The 21,552-nt window shown below is 63.3% G+C and carries 19 protein-coding genes; 9 read left to right on the top strand and 10 right to left on the bottom strand.

What is annotated here, in order from left to right; genetic code table 11:
* From AC1DT3_RS02490 to AC1DT3_RS02465, 6 genes are all read right to left on the bottom strand, one after another.
* A partial coding sequence (locus AC1DT3_RS02490; protein WP_477463654.1) for an endonuclease/exonuclease/phosphatase family protein occupies positions 1 to 530 on the bottom strand: 530 nt, incomplete at its 3' end.
* On the bottom strand, positions 530 to 1,408 hold the full coding sequence (locus AC1DT3_RS02485) for an ABC transporter permease (protein WP_477463653.1): 879 nt from the start codon (positions 1,406 to 1,408) through the stop codon (positions 530 to 532). The genes AC1DT3_RS02485 and AC1DT3_RS02490, both read right to left, overlap by 1 nt.
* The gene (locus AC1DT3_RS02480) at positions 1,405 to 2,238 is read right to left on the bottom strand and encodes an ABC transporter permease (protein ID WP_477463652.1); all 834 of its coding nucleotides are present in this window, start codon (positions 2,236 to 2,238) and stop codon (positions 1,405 to 1,407) included. The genes AC1DT3_RS02485 and AC1DT3_RS02480 overlap by 4 nt, the downstream gene beginning before the upstream one ends.
* A gap of 81 nt (positions 2,239 to 2,319) precedes the next feature.
* Positions 2,320 to 3,456, bottom strand: a complete 1,137-nt coding sequence (locus AC1DT3_RS02475; RefSeq protein ID WP_477463651.1) for an ABC transporter substrate-binding protein — start codon at positions 3,454 to 3,456, stop codon at positions 2,320 to 2,322.
* Complete coding sequence (locus tag AC1DT3_RS02470) at positions 3,449 to 4,546, bottom strand: ABC transporter ATP-binding protein (protein WP_477463650.1); 1,098 nt, start codon at positions 4,544 to 4,546, stop codon at positions 3,449 to 3,451. Before AC1DT3_RS02470 ends, AC1DT3_RS02475 begins: the two co-directional genes overlap by 8 nt.
* Before the next feature lie 127 nt (positions 4,547 to 4,673).
* Positions 4,674 to 5,741: a LacI family DNA-binding transcriptional regulator gene (locus AC1DT3_RS02465; protein ID WP_477463649.1), complete on the bottom strand. Its 1,068-nt coding sequence runs from the start codon at positions 5,739 to 5,741 to the stop codon at positions 4,674 to 4,676.
* A 274-nt stretch (positions 5,742 to 6,015) separates the two neighbouring features.
* Here AC1DT3_RS02465 and AC1DT3_RS02460 point away from each other — a divergent pair, with 274 nt between their 5' ends.
* From AC1DT3_RS02460 to AC1DT3_RS02430, 7 genes are all read left to right on the top strand, one after another.
* The gene (locus AC1DT3_RS02460) at positions 6,016 to 7,536 is read left to right on the top strand and encodes a sugar ABC transporter ATP-binding protein (RefSeq protein ID WP_477463655.1); all 1,521 of its coding nucleotides are present in this window, start codon (positions 6,016 to 6,018) and stop codon (positions 7,534 to 7,536) included.
* Positions 7,533 to 8,531: an ABC transporter permease gene (locus tag AC1DT3_RS02455; protein ID WP_477463648.1), complete on the top strand. Its 999-nt coding sequence runs from the start codon at positions 7,533 to 7,535 to the stop codon at positions 8,529 to 8,531. Before AC1DT3_RS02460 ends, AC1DT3_RS02455 begins: the two co-directional genes overlap by 4 nt.
* A gap of 57 nt (positions 8,532 to 8,588) precedes the next feature.
* The gene (locus tag AC1DT3_RS02450; RefSeq protein WP_477463647.1) at positions 8,589 to 9,539 is read left to right on the top strand and encodes a substrate-binding domain-containing protein; all 951 of its coding nucleotides are present in this window, start codon (positions 8,589 to 8,591) and stop codon (positions 9,537 to 9,539) included.
* Between the two features lie 62 nt (positions 9,540 to 9,601).
* Positions 9,602 to 10,678, top strand: a complete 1,077-nt coding sequence (locus tag AC1DT3_RS02445; RefSeq protein ID WP_477463646.1) for a sugar phosphate isomerase/epimerase family protein — start codon at positions 9,602 to 9,604, stop codon at positions 10,676 to 10,678.
* Positions 10,679 to 10,683: 5 nt separating this feature from the next.
* A complete protein-coding gene (locus tag AC1DT3_RS02440) occupies positions 10,684 to 11,859 on the top strand; it encodes a Gfo/Idh/MocA family protein (RefSeq protein ID WP_477463645.1) in 1,176 nt (391 codons plus the stop codon).
* A 338-nt stretch (positions 11,860 to 12,197) separates the two neighbouring features.
* Positions 12,198 to 12,602: a Fur family transcriptional regulator gene (locus AC1DT3_RS02435; RefSeq protein WP_477463644.1), complete on the top strand. Its 405-nt coding sequence runs from the start codon at positions 12,198 to 12,200 to the stop codon at positions 12,600 to 12,602.
* A 157-nt stretch (positions 12,603 to 12,759) separates the two neighbouring features.
* On the top strand, positions 12,760 to 13,215 hold the full coding sequence (locus AC1DT3_RS02430; RefSeq protein WP_477463643.1) for a Fur family transcriptional regulator: 456 nt from the start codon (positions 12,760 to 12,762) through the stop codon (positions 13,213 to 13,215).
* A 71-nt stretch (positions 13,216 to 13,286) separates the two neighbouring features.
* Here the strand turns inward: AC1DT3_RS02430 and AC1DT3_RS02425 are convergent, their stop codons facing one another.
* Both AC1DT3_RS02425 and AC1DT3_RS02420 read right to left on the bottom strand, forming a co-directional pair.
* Positions 13,287 to 16,379 (bottom strand): efflux RND transporter permease subunit, encoded by a 3,093-nt coding sequence (locus AC1DT3_RS02425; RefSeq protein WP_477463642.1) that lies wholly within the window; start codon positions 16,377 to 16,379, stop codon positions 13,287 to 13,289.
* A gap of 11 nt (positions 16,380 to 16,390) precedes the next feature.
* A complete protein-coding gene (locus AC1DT3_RS02420) occupies positions 16,391 to 17,548 on the bottom strand; it encodes an efflux RND transporter periplasmic adaptor subunit (RefSeq protein WP_477463641.1) in 1,158 nt (385 codons plus the stop codon).
* Positions 17,549 to 17,704: 156 nt separating this feature from the next.
* On the opposite strand from AC1DT3_RS02420, the gene AC1DT3_RS02415 reads away from it, so the two are divergent.
* The gene (locus AC1DT3_RS02415; protein ID WP_477463640.1) at positions 17,705 to 18,268 is read left to right on the top strand and encodes a TetR/AcrR family transcriptional regulator; all 564 of its coding nucleotides are present in this window, start codon (positions 17,705 to 17,707) and stop codon (positions 18,266 to 18,268) included.
* A 182-nt stretch (positions 18,269 to 18,450) separates the two neighbouring features.
* On the opposite strand, the gene AC1DT3_RS02410 is transcribed toward AC1DT3_RS02415, so the two are convergent.
* Entirely contained in the window at positions 18,451 to 19,626 is a 1,176-nt protein-coding gene (locus AC1DT3_RS02410; protein WP_477463639.1) for a CaiB/BaiF CoA transferase family protein, read from the bottom strand.
* 17 nt (positions 19,627 to 19,643) lie between these two features.
* The gene (locus AC1DT3_RS02405; RefSeq protein ID WP_477463638.1) at positions 19,644 to 20,843 is read right to left on the bottom strand and encodes an acyl-CoA dehydrogenase; all 1,200 of its coding nucleotides are present in this window, start codon (positions 20,841 to 20,843) and stop codon (positions 19,644 to 19,646) included.
* Positions 20,844 to 20,985: 142 nt separating this feature from the next.
* Here AC1DT3_RS02405 and AC1DT3_RS02400 point away from each other — a divergent pair.
* Positions 20,986 to 21,552: LysR family transcriptional regulator (locus tag AC1DT3_RS02400; RefSeq protein WP_477463637.1), on the top strand; the 567-nt coding region annotated here is incomplete at its 3' end.

Genomic DNA, 21,552 nt, shown 5'->3' with positions numbered 1-21,552 from the left:
GCGTAGGTCCCCGGGCCGGCGACGCGCGGCTCCGCCGTCCGCGCGCACGCGGTGCGGTGGGCTTCGCGGATCCCCTCGACCTGCGCGCGCCGCAGCTTGTCGGAGGAATATTCGAGATGCGTGGTCATCACCCGCACGGGACCCTTCGGCGTCTCGATCACGGCTTCCAGCAGAAGCCGCGGCATGTTGCGCGTCGCCGCCGCTTCCCACGGCAAGGTGTAACGCAGCACCTGCGCGACGGGATGGCGCGACAGGATCATGTTGCCGAACCGGCTGCGCCCGCCGCTACCGCCGGGCACATCGAGCGCGACACCGTCGATCGCATGATATCCCGGCAGCAGGGCCGCGATCTCGGCGAACTGGTTCTCGCCCTCATGCCCCTTCAGGCCGGAGAAATTGTCGGCGATCTCCTGCAGGCAGAGAACATCGAAATCGGCGACGTCGCGCGCATCTTCGATCAGGCGCTTGAGATCGCGCCTGCCGTCGATCCCGAGGCCCCACTGGATATTCCATGTGATGAGTCTGAGCATTATTGGCCGACTTTGCTGAGCACGTCCGCTTTCAGAAAGCGTTCRATGACGATCATGAACAACACGGACGGCACGAGCAGGATCAACGCGGTGATCGACGCGATCTGATAATTGCCGCCCATGCTCGCGTTGTAGAGAAGGAGCGGCAGCGTCGTCACCTGCGGAACGCCCACGAAGAACGTGCCGGTGAACTCGTCGAGCGATTCGAGGAAGACGAAGATCGCGCTCGCCATGATGCCCGGCGCCGCCAGCGGCAAGGTCACCGTGAAGAACGCCCGCAACGGCGACGCGCCGATATTGCGCGCTGCGAGTTCGAGATCTCGGTCGACTGCCGCGAACGCCGCCGCCGCGATCCACACCGAATAGACCAGCCCGTGCGCCGCGTGCACGAGCACGACGCCGGTGATCGTTCCCGTCAGGCCGATGCTGTAGAAAACCCGTGCGACGTTGATGTAGATCGCCACCGACGGAAACGCCTGCGGCAGGAGGAAGAGAATCATCAACCCCGTGCGCCACGGCAATTTCAGCCGCGCGAGGGCGTATCCCGCCGGTACCGAAACGAGCAGCGCCACGACCACGGTGAGACACGCGATGCTGACGCTCGTCATCAGCGAGGCCATGGCGTCGCCGGTCGGCCGGAACACGACTTCCCAATAGCGGGTGCCGTACGTGACCGGCAGCTTGAACGGCGCGTACCACCGTTCGGCGAAGGACCACAGCACCAGGTTGAGCAGCGGGCCGAACAGCATGAACGCGAAGATCGCGAGCGCCGCCGCTTTCAGGATGGTCGCGCCGAAGGTCCAGACGCGGAAACGGCGGAGCGCGGAAATCGGTTCGATCCGCGCCGGTTCGGCGGCGATTTGGGCTTTCGCGCTCATGCGGCCACCTCACGTTTCACGTTGTGCCGGAGGTAGATCCAGGCGGCGAAGCCGGAAATGGCGTAGGAGATCACGCCGAGCGCATTCGCGGTGGCGTAGTCGCCGTAGGAGTTGATGCGGAAAGCCATGTCGACGGTCATCATCGTCGGCTGCGATCCGGCCACCATCATCGGCACCGAGAGAACGGACAGCATCGTCACGAACGAGAGAACGAGACCGACGAGGAGCGTCTGCGCCACCTGCGGCAGCACCAATTCGACCAGGACGCGCGGCCGCGAGGCGCCGAGGTTGCGCCCGGCTTCGATGGTGGCGCGATCGATGGACGCCATGGCGCCGGCGACCATCAGCGTCACGAAGGGCACCTGTTTCCACACGAAGGTGATGATGATGCCGCGCCAATCGAGAAAGCTCATGGTCTGGATCGGTTCGAGAACGCCCATGGCAACCAGCGAATTGTTCATCAGGCCGTTCTTGGCGAGAAACGTGCGCATGCATTGCGCCGCGACGATGAACGGAATGAAGAGCGGCCAGCGATAGAGGTTGCGCAGGATCGCCACCAGCCACGGCGTCTCGCCGAGGGTCAGAACGCCCGCGATCAGGATCGAGAAGAAGCCGGTCAAGAGGGTCGAGACGATGACGATGAAGAGCGTGAACAGGATATCGGTGGAATAGAGTTCGTAGGCCTTCTGGAAATGCGCCAGCGTCAGGCCACCGGCCGTATCGGTGAAGGCGGATGCGAGCGAGAATCCGAGGGGATAGAGAAACAGCGCGCCGATCATCACCAACGCGGGCGCGATCAGGAGAAGGCCGAAGAACGACGGTCGCGCCATTGCAAGAAATCCGAACTGATCGAGACGAAAAGCGGGCGGCCCGCTTTCTTGCGCGCCGCCCGCTGGATCGAAGGGTTGAGCCTAGTTCGCGACCTTCTTCTCGTAGGTTTCGAGAATGTCGTTGAAATAGGGGCCGATCGGGAAGGGCTTACCATTGGTGGACAGGTCCTTCGGCGTGATGTCCGAGAAGAGCTGATTCCACGCGGCTTGATCGAGCTTGCCTTCGAGGTTCTGGGCATCGATGCCCGGATACCAGTTGAAGCGCTTCACGATGCCTTCCGCCTGCACGTCGGGGCTCGTCGCGAGCGCGATGAATTCCGAGGCGAGCTTCTCCTGCGCGGTCTTCTTGGGGATCGCGTAGTACATCGGCTGGCCGGGCATGCCGGGCGAGACGAGCTTCAGCTTCATGGTCGGCGGCAGCTTTCCTTCCGCCTTCCAGGTGTAGAACATGTCGACCCAAACCGGGCCCATGGCGATTTCGCCGCGGTTCAACATGTCGAGCGTGCCGGCATTGCCGGGCGTGATCACGACGCTCTGGTTGAAGTCCTTGAGATCGGCCATCGCCTTGTCCCAAGTCGCCTTCGTCGCCGCATCGTAGGGGCCGGATTCGAGCTTCGCGGCGTCGCCGCCGAAGGCCGAAACCCAACCGGTCACGAATGCGACGCCGGACATGCCGCCCTTGATGCCGTTATAGCCGAATTGCTTCGGGTTCTTCTTCACCCAATCGCGCAATTCCGCATAGGTCGCCGGCGGCGTCTTCACGAGATCCGGATTGTAGGCGAGCGCGGTCTGCGAATGGAACATCGGCATCACGTAGCCGGTGACATCCGTGCCGAGCGAGTTCGTCGCCGTGTCGCGGGTGACGAGTTTTCCGGTCGGGAGTTTCTCGCGGTACTTCTCGATCAGCTCGTCCTTGACCAGCGTGCCGGCCGCTTTCTGGTGGATGACGATGACGTCGAAATCGACATTCGCCGTGCCGGCCTTCTTCTGCGCGTCGAGCTTCTCGTAGATCTTCTGCGAGCCGCCGTCGCCCGGGCCGGTGCCGACCGCGACGACCTTCACACCCGGATGGCTCTTCTCGAACATCGGCCCGAGATAATCCTTGATGTAATCGACCATGTTCTGGTCGCCGGCCGTCGCGACGTTGAGTGTCTGGGCGCTCACCGACTGGCTGAACGCCAGAGCGGCGAAGCCTGCCAATAGCAGAGTTTTACGCATGGATACCTCCCTTTGATTGTTCGCTTGAGAACAGGTGCAACGACGCCAGCGGAAGGCGCAGGCCGACCGGGCGATCGAGCTCGTGGTAGTCATCGTCGGTCACAGTAAAATGACGGTCGCCGATCGCTACCACGTACCTGTAATGCCCACCCGGATACGTTCTCTGCGTAATCTTCCCGGGCAGGACAATGGAGCCTTCGATGTGCGCGTTCGGATCGTCGAGCGACGCGACATCGTCGCGGAAATAGGCCGTGACGGCGCCAACCGGAGCTTCGCCGCTCCATTGCGCCGGACGGCTTTCTTCCGCCTTGACCTCGATCCCCGACCCGGAGGGGCGAACATCGAGCTGAAGTGTATTTTCCGCCCCCATGAAACTGGCGACGAAGGGCGAAACCGGATGATCGAAGACGTCTTTCGGCGTCCCCATCTGCGCGATGTGGCCTGAATCCATCACCACGATGCGGTCCGCCATGGTCATGGCCTCCTCGCGATCGTGCGTCACGTGGATCGCCGTGAAGCCGAGGCGGTTCTGCAGGCTCTTGATCTCGCCGCGCAATTGCAGGCGCACCTTCGCATCGAGGTTCGACAAGGGCTCGTCGAGAAGAAGAATCGCAGGCTCGATCGCGAGCGCCCGCCCAAGCGCCACACGCTGCCGCTGGCCACCGGAGAGGTTGGTCACCTTGCGGTCTTCGAGACCGGAAAGATTGAGCATCCTGAGGACGTTGGCGACCCGAATTTTGATCTCGCTCTTCGCGACGCCGCGCAGGCGCAGACCGTACCCGACATTGCCGAGAACGGTCATGTGCGGCCACAGCGCATAGGATTGGAACATCATCGCCATGCCGCGCTTTTCCGGCGGCATGTCGACGACGTCGCGGCCGAACAACCGGATGGCGCCGCCCGACGCTTTCTGGAAGCCGGCGATGGTGCGCAGGAGCGTTGTCTTACCGCAGCCGGAGGAGCCGAGGATGGCGATGAACTCGCCGGGAGCGACCGAGAGATTGACCCCGTGAAGAACCGGGTTGTTGCCGTAACTGACCTTGAGATGGTCGATATCGATCGCTGCCGAGCCTGAGCTGGTCACCGTCATCATTCCTCCCGATGTCGTGCGTTCGAGCGCATCTTATGTAGCCAGCAAACCWCGAACGCTGACCCACAGTAAAGAGCGCCGCCGGGTTTTTATGAGGCTTTCATGACAGTATGGTGAAGCTTGGCCGTTAAACCGTTCCGGCAGGCCGATCGGTGCTGTCTCGAACGACGAGATGCGTCTCGAGTCGAATACGATCGGGGCTCGGACGCCCCTGCAGAAGATCGACCAAGGCGGTCGCCGCCACCTGGCCCAATTCGCGCCGTGGCTGGTGAATGGTGGTCAGGGCCGGCTCCGCCACCGCGGCGAACTCGATATCGTCGAACCCGGCGACGGAGATATCCTGAGGCACCCGCACGCCGACCGAGTGCAAGGTGCGCATGAGGCCGATCGCCATTTCATCGCTGGTGCAGAAAACCGCGGTCGGACGGCTCTTTCGGGCGAGCAGCGCACGTCCGGCCCGGATGCCGGATTCGACGGTGTAATCGCCGGTGAGGACGAGGTCGGGATCGAAGGGAAGCGACTGCGCATCGAGCCCCTCCCGATAACCGCGCATGCGCTCCTGTTCGAGCACGTTTTCCACCGGTCCGCTCAGATAGGCGATCTCGCGATGGCCGAGGGCGGCGAGATGACCGATCATCGTGGATGCGCCGACGCGGTTGTCGACTTCGATCTGCGGGATGTCCGCTCCCGGGATCGCCTCGCAGAGCGCGACGAGTGGAATGTTGATCGCGGCCGGAACGCCTTTGCCCTCGCGGGTCTGCCCGAACAGGTGACCGTTGAGCAGGATGGCGCCATCGACCCGGCCCGCCGCGGTGAAGGCGGCGAAATGCGCTTCCTTCTCCGGCGATCCGTCGAGGTCGCCGATGATCATGCCGTAGCCGGCCTCGAACAACGTCTCTTCGATGCCGCGGAGGATCTTGGAGAAGAACGTGTTCGCGAGGTTGGGCAGCACGACCAGCACCATGTAGGTCTTCTGCGATCTGAGCGAGCGCGCCGCCGGGTTCGGCACGTAGCCCGTCCGGGCAATGGCGTCCAACACGCGGGCGCGCGTTTCACTCGACACCCTGTCGGGAAAAGCGAGGGCACGGCTGACGGTCGCCGTCGACACGTCGGCGAGTTTCGCGACGTCCTGAATGCGCGCAGCGCGGACGGCATTGCTGCGTCCCGCTCTCGATCTGCGCCCACCTTCGTCCATCGGACTTGACCCCTGTTGCGCGCCTGTTTGACAGAACCCGATAGTGCGGTAAAGTGAATGTAATCGATTACATCGTGCCTTGTCGATCTTCGGCAAGGGCATGGGGGTTCGAAAAAGTCCCGTCAGAGGACAATGCCAGATCCTGGAGGAAACCGATGCCGCTTCGCCTATTCCCGAGCTGACGATCCAGACCGGCGCATCGCGCGCCAATGCCGCCGCTTCCGGCCTTCCCGGGAGCGTTCGCCCTTTCCGTCCTGACGGATCGGAGACGCGTATGGATTTCGCTCTTCGCGCAGAGACCATTTCGAAATCGTTCGGCCCGATCGAGGTCTTGAGCGAGATTTCGCTCGATCTGAAGCCGGGCGAGGTTCATGCCGTGATCGGCGAGAACGGGGCCGGGAAATCGACTCTGATGCGGATCCTGTCGGGGCACCTTGTGCCGACCAAAGGCAACCTGTTYTTCGAGGGCCAGCCGATCCAGTTCTCCGGTCCGGTCGACGCCGAGAGCCGGGGTATCGTCCTCGTTCATCAGGAGATCCTACTCGCCGACGATCTGACCGTCGCGCAGAACATCTTCCTCGGTCGTGAAATCACCCGGCACGGTTTCGTCGACGATCGCGCCATGCGCGAGCAAAGCCGCGCGGTGCTCGCACGGCTCGGCGTCACCATCGACGCCGATACGCGGGTCCGGCACTTGTCGATCGCGGACCGGCAGCTCGTCCAGATCGCCCGCGCCTTGCTGGTGCCGAACCGGATCGTGCTGTTCGACGAACCCACCGCGGTGCTCACCCCCATCGAAGCCGAAAGCCTCTTCAAGATCATCCGCACGTTGCGCGCGGAGGGTGTCGGCGTCCTCTACATTTCGCACCGGCTGGGAGAAGTGAAAGCCATCGCCGACCGGGTGACCGTGCTGCGCGACGGCAAGCGCGTCGCGACCCGCGACATCGCCGATCTGGAACCGATCGAGATGGCCCGGCTCATGGTCGGCCGCGACATGTCGAAGCTCTATCCCGAAAAGCCTCTCACCGCCTCCGACGAAACCGTGCTCGCCGCCACGGACATGGTCGTTCCCGGCTATGTCGAGCACGCGTCATTCGCGCTTCGCCGCGGCGAGATTCTCGGTTTCGGCGGATTGATCGGCGCGGGGCGGACGGAATTGTTCGAAGGCCTCGTCGGGCTGCGGCCCTCTCAAGGCACGGTCCTGCTCGACGGGCGAAAAGTCGTCTTTCGCGACGCGCGCGAGGCGATGGCGGCGGGGATCGTCTATCTCTCGGAAGACCGCAAGGGCAAGGGCCTGCTGCTGAGGCAGAACCTGCGCACCAACCTGACGCTGGCGGCGCTGGAGAAATTCACGCGCGGCTCCCTCATCGACGTGGATGCCGAAGCGAAGGCGCTCGATACCGCGATCCGCGATTTCGATATCCGCGCCCGACGCCGCGACATGCTGGCGGGACAATTGTCGGGCGGCAACCAGCAGAAGCTTCTCCTCGCCAAGATGATGCTGGTCGAGCCGCGCATCGTCATCATCGACGAGCCGACACGCGGTGTCGACATCGGCACCAAGGAACAGATCTATCGCTTCATCGCATCGCTCGCCGAGCAGGGGCGGTCGGTCATCGTCATCTCATCCGAGATGCAGGAACTGATCGGCCTGTGCCATCGCGTCATCGTCATGCGCAATGGGCGCATCGCCGGCGAGGTGGCGCAAGCGGACCTGTCCGAAGACGCCATCGTCTTTTTCGCCACGGGCGTTCACGAAGAAAGGGCGGCGGAAATCGCCGCGGGACACGCATGACGGAAACCGTGCTTCGCACATCTCCCAAGGAGCGCCGCTTCAATCTCGACCTGCGGACGCTGTCGCCATTCATCGCGCTCGTCGTGCTCGTCATCGCCGGATCGTTGATCAATCCCGATTTCCTGACGGCGTCCAACCTCCTCAACGTGGTGACGCGCTCCGCTTTCATCGCGATCATCGCGGTCGGCGCGACATTCGTCATCGCCAGCGGCGGGTTGGACCTGTCGGTCGGATCGATGGCGGCCCTCGTCGCCGGCGTCATGATCCTCACTCTCAACAAGGCGGGCGGCGGCGATGTCGGAACGCTCGCGCTCGGCATGCTCGCGGCCATTTCGCTGAGCGCCGTGTGCGGTCTGGCGAACGGGTTGATCGTCACCTTCGGACGCATCGAACCCTTCATCGTCACGTTGGGCACGATGGGAATTTTCCGCTCGCTCGTGATCTGGCTCGCGGCCGGCGGTACGATCACCATGCGCAATTCGGACCTGCGCGAACTCTACCGGCCGGTCTATTTCGGCGACGTCCTCGGCGTGCCCGTGCCGATTCTGGTCTTCCTCGTCGTCGCGGCTATCGGCGCGCTCATCCTCTACAAGACGTCCTTCGGCCGGCATGTGGTGGCGCTCGGCTCCAACGAGGACGTGGCGCGCTATTCCGGCGTGCCGATCTGGCGGGTGCGGACGCTCGTCTACGTCATTCAGGGCATCTGCGTCGGCATCGCGGTTCTCGTTTATGTGCCGCGTCTCGGATCGGCCACGCCGACCACCGGTCTGTTATGGGAATTGCAGGCGATCACCGCCGTCGTCGTCGGCGGCACCGCGCTCAAGGGCGGCGTCGGCCGCATCGGCGGCACGGTGATCGGCGCCATCATTCTCGAACTCGTCGCCAACATCATGGTGCTCTCCAACTTCGTCTCCGAGTTTCTCGTGGGCGCGGTGCAAGGCGCCATCATCATTATCGCCATGCTGGTGCAGCGCAGTCTGCAGCGGGGGCGATGAATCCGGGAGAGCCCACCGGTAACGATCGGGGCTCGGCCAACCCTCAGGGAGGAAAACATGAGAGGAACGGCATTTAAGCTCGCAGCGGCCGCAGGCCTTCTTGCGGGCCTGACGAGCGGCGCCATGGCGCAGCCAAAGAACGTGACGATCGGCGTCTCGATACCAGCCGCGACGCACGGCTGGACGGGCGGCGTCGTCTATCACGCGCAGGAAGCGGCCAAGCAACTCGAGAAGACCTATCCGGGACTGAAAGTCGTCGTGAAAACGTCGCCCGACGGCGCAGCGCAAGCCAACGCGCTCGACGATCTGACGGCACAGAAGATCGACGCGCTGGTCGTCCTGCCGTTCAACTCGGACGAATTGACCAATCCCGTGCGGGAAGTGAAGAAGCGCGGCACGTTCATCACCGTCGTCGATCGCGGCCTGAAGGATGCCTCGATCCAGGACATCTATGTCGCCGGCAACAACCCGGAATTCGGGCGCGTCGCGGGCAAGTACTTCGTCGACAACTTGAAGCAGGGCAACGTCGTGATCTTCCGCGGCATCCCGACGGTCATCGACGAAGAACGCGTATCGAATTTCGAGAAGGCGCTCGAAGGTTCGGGCGTCAAGGTGATCGACAAGCAATACGCCAACTGGAACCGCGACGACGCCTTCCGGGTGATGCAGGATTATCTCTCCAAGCATCCGAAGATCGACGCGGTCTGGGCCTCGGACGACGACATGGCGCTCGGCGTCATGGAAGCGATCCGCCAGGGCAAACGCGAGGACATCAAGTTCGTGCTCGGCGGCGCCGGCATGAAGGATATCGTCAAGCGCGTCATGGACGGCGACAAGATGTTTCCGGCCAACGTCTCCTATCCGCCGGGCATGATCGCGACCGCCATGACCGTGACGGCGGCGCAGTTCTTCACCAACGCGCCGATGCGCGGGACTTACGTGCTCAATGCGCAATTGATCACGAAGGACAACGCGAAGAGCTACTACTTCCCCGACTCGCCGTTCTAAACCTCTCGCCTCTGCTCTGTTCCCTCCCCCTTTCGCGGGGAGGGAATTCCTGGGAGATATCCATGAAGACCATGAAAGGTCCCGGCCTGTTCCTCGCGCAGTTCGCCGGAGACGAAGCGCCGTTCAATTCCCTCGATTCGATCTGCCGGTGGGCCGCATCGCTCGGCTACAAGGGCGTGCAGATTCCGACCTGGGACGCCAGGCTTTTCGACCTTCGCAAGGCCGCCGAATCGGACGCGTATTGCGACGAGATCAAGGGAATTGCGGCGAGCCATGGTCTCACCATCACCGAATTGTCGACCCATCTGCAGGGCCAACTGGTGGCCGTCCATCCCGCCTTCGACGAGGCTTTCGACGGCTTCGCCGCGCCCGAGGTGAGAGGCAATCCGAAGGCTCGCCAGCAATGGGCCGTCGACCAGATGCTGCTTGCGGCGAAAGCCTCGAAGCGCCTCGGTCTTGCCGCCCATGTGAGCTTTTCCGGCGCGCTCGCGTGGCCGTTCGTCTATCCCTGGCCGCAGCGTGCGCCGGGATTGGTCGAGACCGCCTTCGAAGAGCTCGGCCGGCGCTGGCGCCCGATTCTCGACGCGTATGACGACGCGGGATGCGACGTCTGCTACGAGATCCATCCGGGCGAGGACATCCACGACGGCGCGACGTTCGAACGCTTCCTCGACGCGGTCGGCGGCCATGCGCGCGCCTGCATCAATTACGATCCAAGTCACTTCCTGMTGCAACAGCTCGATTACGTCGCGTTCATCGATCTCTACCACGAGCGCATCAAGGCGTTTCACGTCAAGGATGCGGAGTTCAATCCGACAGGCCGCGTCGGCGTCTATGGCGGCTACGAGAATTGGATCGACCGCGCGGGCCGTTTCCGGTCGCTCGGCGACGGGCAGGTGGATTTCAGCGCGATCTTCTCGAAGCTCGCGCAATACGATTATGATTCCTGGGCCGTGCTCGAATGGGAATGCTGCCTGAAGCATCCCGAGGACGGCGCGCGGGAGGGTGCGGCGTTCATCGACAGCCACATCATTCGCGTCACCGAAAAGGCCTTCGACGATTTCGCCGCCGGCGGATCGGACGAGGCAGCCAACCGACGGATGCTGGGCCTCGACCTGATGCGCAGCGCAGCGGAGTAGCAACGATGGCGATCACAGGATCACAGGATCCGTCCATTCCGCGCCGTCTCAGGCTCGGCATGGTCGGCGGCGGACGCGGCGCCTTCATCGGTGCGGTTCACCGCATGGCCGCGCGCCTCGACGACCGTTGGGAGCTGGTGGCGGGGGCGCTGTCGTCCGACCCCGAACGCGCCAGGCTCTCGGGCCAGGACCTCCTCCTGAAGCCCGAGCGCATCTACGGCGATTTCAACGAGATGGCGAAGCGCGAACGGCGCCGCAAGGACGGCATCGACGCCGTCGCCATCGTGACGCCGAACCACGCCCATGCGGCGGCCGCGCGCGCCTTTCTCAAGGCCGGCATCCATGTGATTTGCGACAAGCCGCTCACGACGACGCGTCGCGAAGCGGACCAGCTCGCAAAGCTGGCGCGCGATTCGGGTCTCGTCTTCGCCGTCACGCACAATTACACGGGCTATCCTCTGGTGCGTGAAGCGCGGGCCCTGGTGCAGGCGGGCGAGCTCGGGCCGATCCGTGTGGTGCAGGTTGAATACGCGCAGGATTGGCTGGCCACCCGAACAGAGGAGACCGGCAACAAGCAGGCCGAGTGGCGCACCGATCCGGCGCGTTCAGGCCCCGCCGGCGCGGTCGGCGACATCGGCACCCACGCGTTCAACCTCGCCGAGTTCATCACCGCCGACGAGGTGACGTCGCTCGCGGCGGAATTGCACACGTTCGTGGAGGGACGACGGCTCGACGACAACGCCCATATGATGCTGCGCTTCGCCTCCGGCGCGAAAGGCATGCTCTGGTGCAGCCAGGTCGCCACCGGCCTGGAGAACGGACTTCGCATTCGCGTGTACGGCGAACAAGCGGGTCTCGAATGGCACCAGGAGAACCCCAACGTCCTCGTGTTCACGCCGCTCGGCGAACCGCCGCGGCTCCTGCGTCGCAACGGAGCGGGCACCGGCGAAGCATCGCGCGCCGCCTCGCGCATTCCGGCCGGCCATCCGGAGGGCTACCTCGAGGGCTTCGCCCAGCTCTATCGGGATGTGGCCGAGCAGATCGCCGCGCGGCTCGAGAAGCGCGAGGCCAATCCCCTCGCCCTGCAGGTCCCGACCGTCGAACACGGCGTGCGCGGCGTGCGTTTCATCGACGCCGCAATCCGCTCCTCACAGCGCAAGGCGGCCTGGGTCCCGCTCTGAGGCCGGCGGCCTGGGTCCCGCTCTGAGGCCGGTCGCCGTCACGCATCGCACCGCCGATGCGAACGGGACCTCGACGAGAACGTGGCCGCGACGTCTGAGACGGTGCCGCCGTTCCTGTTTCGTCGTGCGGCAATCTCGCCCGAGCGTTTCCGTGTCGGCGGATGTGCGTGTGAAATGCGGAGTTTGCCTTCTATCGCGGGGAGAGCCCTCGATCGCCAGGCCGGCAGCCGCCCTCGATTGAGTGCTTGTCATCAAGGGAATGTTCAGTCACGAAAGCGGGACGTATTGAATAATCAGCGACTTGTACAATATACTATACGTAACCAATGGTAATTCTCATGGGCGCGCATCACGATCATTCCCTCGATTCCTTGAACGATACGCAGAAGCGCGTTCACAAGATCCTGGCGGCCGCTCCCAACCCGCTCTCCGCCTACGAGGTCTTGGACCGCATGCGGGCGAAGGGGGCCGTGACACCCCCGACCGTCTATCGCTCCCTCGACAAGCTGATCGAGAAGGGCTTTGCGCACCGGCTCGAGAGCCTCAACGCCTACGTGGTCTGCAAACATTCCCATGCGCACGAGATCGCGGCCTTCGCGATCTGCGAGTCGTGCGGGGCGGTCACCGAATTCAGTGATTCCACGATCGGCGAACGACTCGACATTTGGGGCGACGAAAATCGCTTCCAGGCCAAAAAAACCACCGTGGAAATTCGCGGCCTATGCGCGGCCTGCTCCGCCTGAGACAACGGCCAAGCTCCTGAAAACCGTTCTTCGACAATGAGTTAGCGCGTTGTAACCATTGGCAATACTGCAAGTAGAGATTGCAACGCTACCACATTGCGCAGCGCAGTTTTTACCTATATGAATGTGTAGGTATTCCAAATCGAGGAGAGGTCCCGTGACGCTTGCACAGGCTCGTACGAAAGAGGACGGTGATACGCTGCTCCAACGGGCAGACGAAATTTGCCGAGAGAACAGATTGCGGATGACGCCGATGCGCGAGCGCGTTTATCGCGAGCTCGTTCAAAGCGGCGCGCCGGTGGGCGCTTACGACCTGGTCGAGCGCCTGAGCAGCAAATCGCGCCGGATCGCTCCGGTGACCATCTATCGCGCGCTCGACTTCCTGCGCGAAGCTGGGCTCGTGCATCGGCTGGCGACGCAGAACTCCTACATCGTCTCCCATGGCGAAGTGGACCCGGGCGCGGTGAAGGTGATGTTCGTCTGCAGCCGCACCGGCAAGAGCGTCGAGATCCATTCGAGCGAAGTCGGCGAAGCGATCCGCAAGGCCGCCGAAGAGGCAGGCTTCAAGTCGATCTCGCCCTTCGTCGAAGTCGAAGGCGAAAGCGTCCGCTAAAAAGCGTCGCTTCCGATTATAAAAAAAGGCCGGGCATCGCGCCCGGCCTTTTTGTTTGTTCGCGTGTCGCCCTATTCGGCAGCGAGTTTCGGATGGGGATGGCGTGTTTCGCGCGCCTCCGCCTGCGCCTGATCCGGCGTCTCTTTCGAGATGAAGGTGTAGAACATCGGCACCACGAAGAGCGTGAAGATCGTTCCGACCGACATGCCGGCGGCGATCACGAGACCCATCGAGAATCGGGCCGCGGCACCCGCCCCGCTCGCGATGATGAGCGGCGCGACGCCGAGAACCATGGCCGCCGTCGTCATCAGGATCGGACGCAGACGAACCTTGGCGGCTTCCTGAATCGCCTCGAAACGCTTCATGCCCCGCTGATGCTTGAGGTCGTTGGCGAACTCGACCATCAGGATGCCGTGCTTCGTGATCAGCCCCACGAGGGTGATCAGGCCCACCTGCGTGTAGATGTTCAGGGTCGCAAGTCCGAGATAGAGGAACATCATCGCGCCGAACATCGAGAGCGGCACCGACATCATGATGATGAACGGATCGCGGAAGCTCTCGAACTGCGCGGCGAGCACCAGGTAGATGACGATCACGGCGAGACCGAAGGCGAGCGCRATCGAGCTGCCTTCCTGCACTTCGAGGCGGGACTGACCGGCATAGTCGGGATAGAAGCCGGCCGGCATCGCATCGCGCGCGATGTCGCGGATCACCTGGAGACCTTCGGACGTCGTCACGCCCGGCATCGGCAGGGCCGAAATCGTCGCCGAGTTCAACTGGTTGAACTGATCGATCGAGGCCGGCGCGGCGTCGGTCTCGACCCGCACGAGCGCCGAGAGCGGCACCATCGTTCCGTCCGCGGCGCGCACATAATACTCGCCGAGGCGTTCCGGATTGAGGCGCGCGCCCTGCTCGACCTGCGGAATGACGTCGTAGCTGCGATTGTCACGGTCGAACTTCGAGATCTGCGCACCACCGACGAGCGCGCCGAGCGTGGTGCCGATATCGCTCACCCGCACGCCGAGCGATGCCGCCCGATCGCGATCGATGATGATGCGCGCCCGCGGCGTCTCGTAGGACATGGAATTCACGGCAATGATGAACTTGCCCGAAGCCATCGCCTTCCGTTTGACCTGTTCGGCGACCTCGTAGGCCTGCGCCGGATCGGCGATCGTGCGCAGGACATACTGGATCGGCAGACCGTCGCCGCCACCCGGAAGCGAGGGCGGCGCGAAGACGAACGCTTGCACGCCCGCATTCGAATCGAGCATCGCCTGAATTTCCTGCTTCGTCACAGGACCTTTCTTCTGGCGTTCGCTCCATTCCTTCAGCTTGAACCCGACGAAGCCGCCGCCGCCACCGTCGATGCCGACGATGAGGAAGGTGTCTTCGATTTCAGGGATCTTCTTGCCGGCTTCCGTGAAGCCGAGCGAGAAGGCCTGCGTGTATTCAGGCGTCGCGTATTGCGGCACGTTGACGATACCGAGATAGGCACCCTGATCTTCTTCGGGCGCCAGTTCCGACGGTGTGTGGATGAACATGAACACCGTCGTCGCGAGAAGCGCCGCGACGATCGTGAGCGTCACGGCGCGCACACGCAGCGAACCCGCGAGCCTGCGCGCATACCAGTTCTCCAACCGCGTGAAGTTGCGGTCGACGAATTGCGAGAAGCGGCTGTTCGATTGCCCATGCGGCTTCAGGAGCCTCGACGACATCATCGGCGAAAGCGTGACCGCGACGATACCCGAGATGATCACCGACCCGGCGAGCGTGAAGGCGAATTCCCGGAACAGCGCGCCGGTCAGCCCTTGCGTGAAGCCGATCGGGGCATACACGGCCGCGAGCGTCACCGTCATCGACACGATGGGAACGAAGATCTCCTTCATCCCGACGACGGCCGCATCGACGGGCGTGAGCCCTTCCTCGATGTGACGATGGATGTTCTCCACCACCACGATCGCGTCGTCGACCACGAGGCCGATGGCGAGAACCATCGCGAGAAGCGTCAGGAGGTTGATCGAATAGCCGAGCGCAAACAGCACGAAACACACGCCGATGAGCGACAGCGGAATGGTGACGATCGGAATCAGGACGGAGCGGAACGAGCCGAGGAACAGCAGGATCACGACGACGACGATCAAGGCCGCCTCGCCGATGGTCTTGAACACCTCTTCGATCGAAGCCGAGATGAAGTTCGACGCGTCGTAGACCACCTCGACCGTCATGCCCTTCGGCAGCGTCGGGCGGATTTCGTCGATCGCCTTGTTCACCGCGTCGGCGACCGTCAGCGGGTTCGCCGACGGCGTCGGCGTCAAGCCGATGAAGGTGCCTTCCTTGCCGTTGAAGCTGACCTTGGTGTCCGTGCTCTTCGGCCCGAGTTCGACGTTCGCCACGTCGCGCAGACGCACGACATGATCGCCGCTGGTGCGGATCGGCAGCATGCCGAAGGATTCCGGCGTCTGCAGCGTCGTCTGCATTTCGATGGCGTAGGCGACGAAGTCGTTCTTGGTCTTGCCGGGCGCGGCGAGGAAGTTGCTGGCCTGGATCGCCTGGACCACTTCACCCGCCGTGACGCCGCGCGCCGCGAGACGGATCGGATCGATCCACACGCGCATGGAGAAGTCGCGGCCGCCGAGAATATCGGCCGAGCCGACGCCCTCGAGCGTCGCGAAGCGCGGCTGCACGACGCGGGTGAGGAATTCGGACACCTGCTCGGGGTTCATTTCCGTGCTGGCGAACGTGATGTACATCAGCGCGAAGGTCTGGCCGGTGCCCTTCATGATCACCGGATCCTCGGCGTCGGTCGGCAGCTGCGCACGCACCTGCTGCACCTTGGACGTGACTTCCGTCAGCGCCGCGTTCGGATCGGTGTTCAAGCGCATGCGCACGGAGACCGTGCTCAAGCCGAGGCGGCTCTTCGAGCTGACGTAATCGACGCCCTCGGCGCTCGAGACGGCCTTGGCGATCGGTGTGCTGATGAAGCCCTGCATGAGATCGGCGCTCGCGCCGACATAGGTCGTCGTGATCGTGATCGTGGTCTCTTCGACCTCGGGATATTGGCGCACCTGCAAGCTCATCAGACCCTGCGCGCCGAGCAACAGGATCAGAAGGCTCACCACCATCGACAGGACGGGGCGGCGGATGAAACGTTCCGTAAAACTCATGGGCTTCTTGCCTATCGTCCGTTCGCGAGCTTCGACGGATCGAGCTTCGTCACATCGATGGAGTTGTCGACTTTGACCGGGGCGCCCGCCTGGAGCTTGTTCTGGCCCGACATGACCACACGCTCCCCGACGGTGAGACCGGAGAGAACCTCGATCTCGCCACCCTGGCGGCGGCCCGTCTTGACGAAGACCTGCTTGGYGACGTCGACCGACTTGCCTTCCTTGTCCGTGACCTTCTTCCCGTCCTTTTCCTGCGGTTCGATCGTATAGACGTAGTTACCGTACAGGCTTGTGATCACAGCCGTTTGCGGCACTGTGATGACATTGGGTTCCGTCGGCAGGATGGCGCGGACATGCAGGAACTGCCCCGGCAGAATCGCGCGGTCCTTGTTGTTCTCGATGATCGCCTGGACGGAGACGAGACGGGTCTGCGGATCGACGCGCGGGTCCTTGCCGATGACATGGCCGACGAAGTCGAGGGAATTCTCGTTGAGGCCGACGCGCACTTCCTGGCCGAGCTTGATCTTGTCGGCCTGCTGCTCGGGAACCGTGAAATCCACCTTCATGGAATCGAGGTTCTGGAAGCTGCCGACCACGGTGCCGGTCTGCACATATTGTCCGACGTCGACGCGCGGAATGCCGATGACGCCGGTGAACGGCGCTTTCAGCGATTTCTGATTGATGACGGCCTGAAGACGGTTCTGGCGGGAGCGCGCGGTGGCGAGCTTGGCGACGATCTCGTCATAGGACGCTTCCGTGCCGAAGCCGCGCGCCGTCAAGGTCTTGGCGCGCTCATAGCTGGCTTCGCCGAGCTTCACCGCCGCCTGGACGTCCTGCAAATCGGCGCGCTCGAGCGAATCGTCGAGCTGGACGAGAACGGTGCCTTCGGTGATCTGCTGGTTCGGCTTGAAATTCAGCTGCTTGACGATACCGGCCGTTTCCACCGCCAGCTCGACGCCGTTGGCGGCCTTCGMCGTGCCGATGGCATCGATACCCGGGTTCCAGGTCTTCGATTCGACCTTGGTCGCGGAAATGGTGAGGGCGGGGCGCGGCATGTTCGCGAAAAAGTCCGCGATCATCTTCTGTTTGAAGTAGTTGAAATAGACCAAGCCAGCGCACAGGCCGACCGCCAAGAAAAAGACGAGGGAGATGACGATGCGGCGCTTCATTTCGTTCTTCCGAAATTCTATTGACCCGGCTTAGCCGGAATGGCTTTCGAGTACGGTGGTGGGCCATAGCGCAAGTTCCCCTTGACGCCAATGGCCGGACGCCATTTATATACCGTCTGGACGGTTTGGTGCAAGAGTACCGGGATAGAAGAATAAATGTTCAATTGCCTTCGAGGCCGCAAAAGCTCGCGAGAAAAAATTCTTGATGCAGCAGCGGAACTTGTCAGTGAAATCGGCTCCGGCCGCCTCACACTCGACGCCGTGGCCGAGCGCGCCGGACTGAGCAAAGGTGGCTTGCTTTATAATTTTCCGACCAAGGACGCCCTGCTTCAAGGCATGATCCAGCGGATGATCGACGAGGTGACGGCCGAGCGCGAATCATTGCGCGCCCTGCTCACCGGACCGAATCAGGAAGCGCGCCTGTGCGTCAATGCCGCCCTCAAGATGCGCAGCGGTAAGATGAAGGAGATCGCCAACGGCATGCTGGCCGCCTCCTCCGAAAATCCGCGTCTGCTCGAGCCGGTCCGCGAGGTTCTCCAGGAGGCCCTGACGCAGATGAAGGCGACCTGCGAAGACAAGAATGCCTCCCTGGTCGCCTGGCTCGCCGTCGAAGGCCTCTGCAGCCTCGAACTCCACGACATCAGCCCGTTCACCGAAACCGACCGCGACGAGGTCGTCCAGGCGGTCAATCTCCTCCTCGACAAGGGCATCGCGACGTAAGATCGCCGCCTCCCGAGCCGCTACCCCCTCCACCTCATCCTGAGGAGCCACCCCCACCAACCTCATCCTGAGGAGCCGCGAAGCGGCGTCTCGAAGGATCCTCCAGAGCACACTGGAGACGCCTCGTCCTTCGAGACGCGACTATGTCGCTCCTCAGGATGAGGCTGTTTCGTGACGACGTCTCACCCGACCCAGCGTGGATCGGCCAGCACGGCGGCGGTATGCTCGCCCAGGCGCGGCGAGGGCGTGAGCGCCGCCATGGGCGCGCCGTCGACGACGATCGGGGAACGGACTGACGGGATCGCGCCACCCTTTGCGGCCGGCGCCGGCAGGTCGATCTTCATGCCCCGCGCGATCACCTGCGGGTCCGCGAAAACGTCGGCGACCGTATTGATCGGCCCGGCCGGCACGCCCTCCTTTTCGAGGAGCGCCAGGAGGTCGTCGCGCGGGATCCTGATGGTCAGGGCCGTCAGCACCGGCACGAGGTCGGCGCGGGAGCGGACGCGATCCGCGTTGGTCTTGAAGCGCGGGTCCTGCGCGAGATCCGGCTGGCCGAGAACCGACACGAAGCGGGCGAATTGGCCATCGTTGCCGACGGCGACGATGATGTGGCCGTCGGAGACCGGGAACACCTGATAGGGCACGATGTTCGGATGGGCATTGCCCATGCGTCGCGGCGTCTTTCCCGAAGCCAGGTAGTTCATGGCCTGGTTGGCGAGAACGCTGGTCTGGACGTCGAGCAGGGCCATGTCGAGATGGGCGCCGGCGCCCGATTCGTCGCGTCGATGGAGCGCCGCGAGAATGCCGACGACGGAATAGACCCCGGTGAAGATGTCCACGTATGCGACGCCGATTTTTTGCGGCTCCCCGTCCGGATCGCCGGTCAGGTCCATGATGCCGCCCATGCCCTGGATCATGAAGTCGTAGCCGGCGCGCGCGGCGTAAGGGCCGTTCTGGCCGAAACCGGTGATCGAGCAATAGATCAGCTTCGGATTGACGGCTTTCAGGCTCTCATGATCGAGACCATATTTCTTCAGGCCGCCGACCTTGAAGTTCTCGATCACCACGTCGGCGTGGGAGGCGAGTTTGCGCACCAGCGCTTGGCCCTCAGCGGTCTCGAAATCCGCTTCGATGGACCGTTTGCCCCGGTTGCAGGAATGGAAATACGCCGCGGACAGATGCTCGCCGTCGGCGCCTTCGATGAAAGGGGGGCCCCAGCCGCGGGTATCGTCTCCCGCGCCCGGACGCTCGACCTTGACCACATCCGCGCCGAGATCGGCGAGCAGCTGACCGACCCAGGGACCGGCCAGAATGCGCGCGAGTTCGAGAACCTTGAGGCCGGCGAGCGGTTTGTCCATGGTGCCGGTCGCCACGTTCAAAAGAACGCCTGCAAACCGGTCTGGGCGCGGCCGAGGATCAGCGCGTGGACGTCGTGCGTGCCCTCGTAGGTATTCACCGTCTCCAGGTTCTGAGCGTGGCGCATCACGTGGTATTCTTCCTGGATGCCGTTGCCGCCGTGCATGTCGCGGGCCATGCGGGCGATGTCGAGCGCTTTACCGCAATTGTTGCGCTTGACGAGGGAGATCATCTCGGGCGCGAAGCGGCCGTCGTCGAACAGGCGGCCGACGCGCAGCGAGGCGTGCAGGCCCAGCGTGATCTCGGTCATCATGTCGGCGAGTTTCTTCTGGATGAGCTGCGTCTGCGCCAGCGGCCTGCCGAACTGCTTGCGGTCGAGCGTGTATTGGCGAGCGCGGTGCCAGCAATCTTCCGCCGCGCCCATGGCGCCCCAGGAGATGCCGTAGCGGGCTCGGTTGAGGCAGCCGAACGGACCCTTCAGGCCCGAGACGTTGGGCAGCAACGCATCCTCGGACACCTCGACGCCGTCCATGACGATTTCACCGGTGATCGAGGCACGCAGCGACAGCTTGCCGCCGATCTTGGGCGCCGAGAGACCCTTCATGCCCTTTTCGAGCACGAAGCCGCGGATCTCATTGCCGTGAGCGGCCGATTTCGCCCAGACCACGAAGACGTCCGCGATCGGCGAATTGGAGATCCATGTCTTGGTGCCGGTCAGCCGGTAGCCGCCGTCGATCTTTTCGGCGCGGGTCGTCATGCCGCCGGGATCGGAACCGGCATCCGGCTCGGTGAGCCCGAAGCAGCCCACATATTCGCCGGTGGCGAGCTTCGGCAGGTACTTCTTGCGCTGCTCTTCGGAACCGTAGGCGTAGATCGGGTACATCACGAGGGAGGATTGCACGCTCATCATGGAGCGATAGCCGGAATCGACCCGCTCCACTTCCCGCGCCACGAGGCCGTAGGCAACATAGGACGCGCCGGCGCAGCCGTAATCCTCGGGCAAGGTCACGCCGAGAAGGCCGAGTTCGCCCATCTCGTTGAAGATGCCGCGGTCGGTCTTTTCCTCGCGATAAGCCTCGATGACCCGCGGCTGCAATTTCTCCTGGGCGTAGGCGCGCGCCGTGTCGCGGATCATGCGCTCGTCGTCGGTGAGGAGATCGTCCAGCAGAAGCGGATCCTCCCAGTGGAATTTCGCCAGTTCCTTGTGAACGCCCGCCATGACATTTCCTCTTTTCAAGCCGCGTTCGCAAATATGCGCGCGGCCGATCAAAATCCGTTCGATTGGGCCGCAAAGTCGCGCTGGACAGGGTCGATGTAAAGAGACATCTTCGAACCAGCTTATTCTGAAATGGAATGAACTTGTGTTGCGTCGGGGCTTCCTGCCGGGGATCGGCAACCTTCTCGCCTTCGAGGCGACGGCCCGTCACGGCAGCGTGTCTCGGGCCGCGGCCGAACTGAACCTGACGCAGAGTGCGGTGTCACGGCAGATTCAGCATCTTGAGGAATCGCTCGGCGTATCGCTCTTCAGCCGGACGCGGCAGCGCGTCGTGCTGACCGATGTGGGGCGGCTCTATGCCTCGAACATCCGCGCCACCCTGACCGACCTGTCCGGCGCCACCCATCAGGCGATCGCTCTTTCGGGCACTCACGGCGTTCTCAATCTCGCCGTTCTGCCGACCTTCGGCACGCGCTGGCTCATTCCGCGGATGGCGGAGTTCTTCGCGTTGCATCCGGGTGTCACGGTGAATTTCGGCGTCCGCCTCGTGCCGTTCGATTTCGGTGCGGAACCGTTCGACGCGGCGATTCATTTCGGCCAGCCGCATTGGCCCGGCGCGGTGTGCGAGCGTCTCCGCGACGAAGAAGTCGTGCCCGTGTGCTCCCCATTCTATCGCGCGCAGGAAAAGATCGAGACGCCGCAGGATCTCACC

The sequence above is a fragment of the Microvirga sp. P4_G7 genome, assembly GCF_056401005.1.
Note: the sequence above shows the minus strand (reverse complement) of the source record. Positions and strands in the feature narration are given on the sequence as shown.

Coding starts and splice junctions, on each gene's coding strand:
- AC1DT3_RS02480 (WP_477463652.1), bottom strand. CDS start 2,238: ATGGCGCGACCGTCGTTCTTCGGCCTTCTCCTGATCGCGCCCGCGTTG.
- AC1DT3_RS02475 (WP_477463651.1), bottom strand. CDS start 3,456: ATGCGTAAAACTCTGCTATTGGCAGGCTTCGCCGCTCTGGCGTTCAGC.
- AC1DT3_RS02470 (WP_477463650.1), bottom strand. CDS start 4,546: ATGACGGTGACCAGCTCAGGCTCGGCAGCGATCGATATCGACCATCTC.
- AC1DT3_RS02465 (WP_477463649.1), bottom strand. CDS start 5,741: ATGGACGAAGGTGGGCGCAGATCGAGAGCGGGACGCAGCAATGCCGTC.
- AC1DT3_RS02455 (WP_477463648.1), top strand. CDS start 7,533: ATGACGGAAACCGTGCTTCGCACATCTCCCAAGGAGCGCCGCTTCAAT.
- AC1DT3_RS02450 (WP_477463647.1), top strand. CDS start 8,589: ATGAGAGGAACGGCATTTAAGCTCGCAGCGGCCGCAGGCCTTCTTGCG.
- AC1DT3_RS02440 (WP_477463645.1), top strand. CDS start 10,684: ATGGCGATCACAGGATCACAGGATCCGTCCATTCCGCGCCGTCTCAGG.
- AC1DT3_RS02435 (WP_477463644.1), top strand. CDS start 12,198: ATGGGCGCGCATCACGATCATTCCCTCGATTCCTTGAACGATACGCAG.
- AC1DT3_RS02415 (WP_477463640.1), top strand. CDS start 17,705: ATGTTCAATTGCCTTCGAGGCCGCAAAAGCTCGCGAGAAAAAATTCTT.
- AC1DT3_RS02410 (WP_477463639.1), bottom strand. CDS start 19,626: ATGGACAAACCGCTCGCCGGCCTCAAGGTTCTCGAACTCGCGCGCATT.
- AC1DT3_RS02405 (WP_477463638.1), bottom strand. CDS start 20,843: ATGGCGGGCGTTCACAAGGAACTGGCGAAATTCCACTGGGAGGATCCG.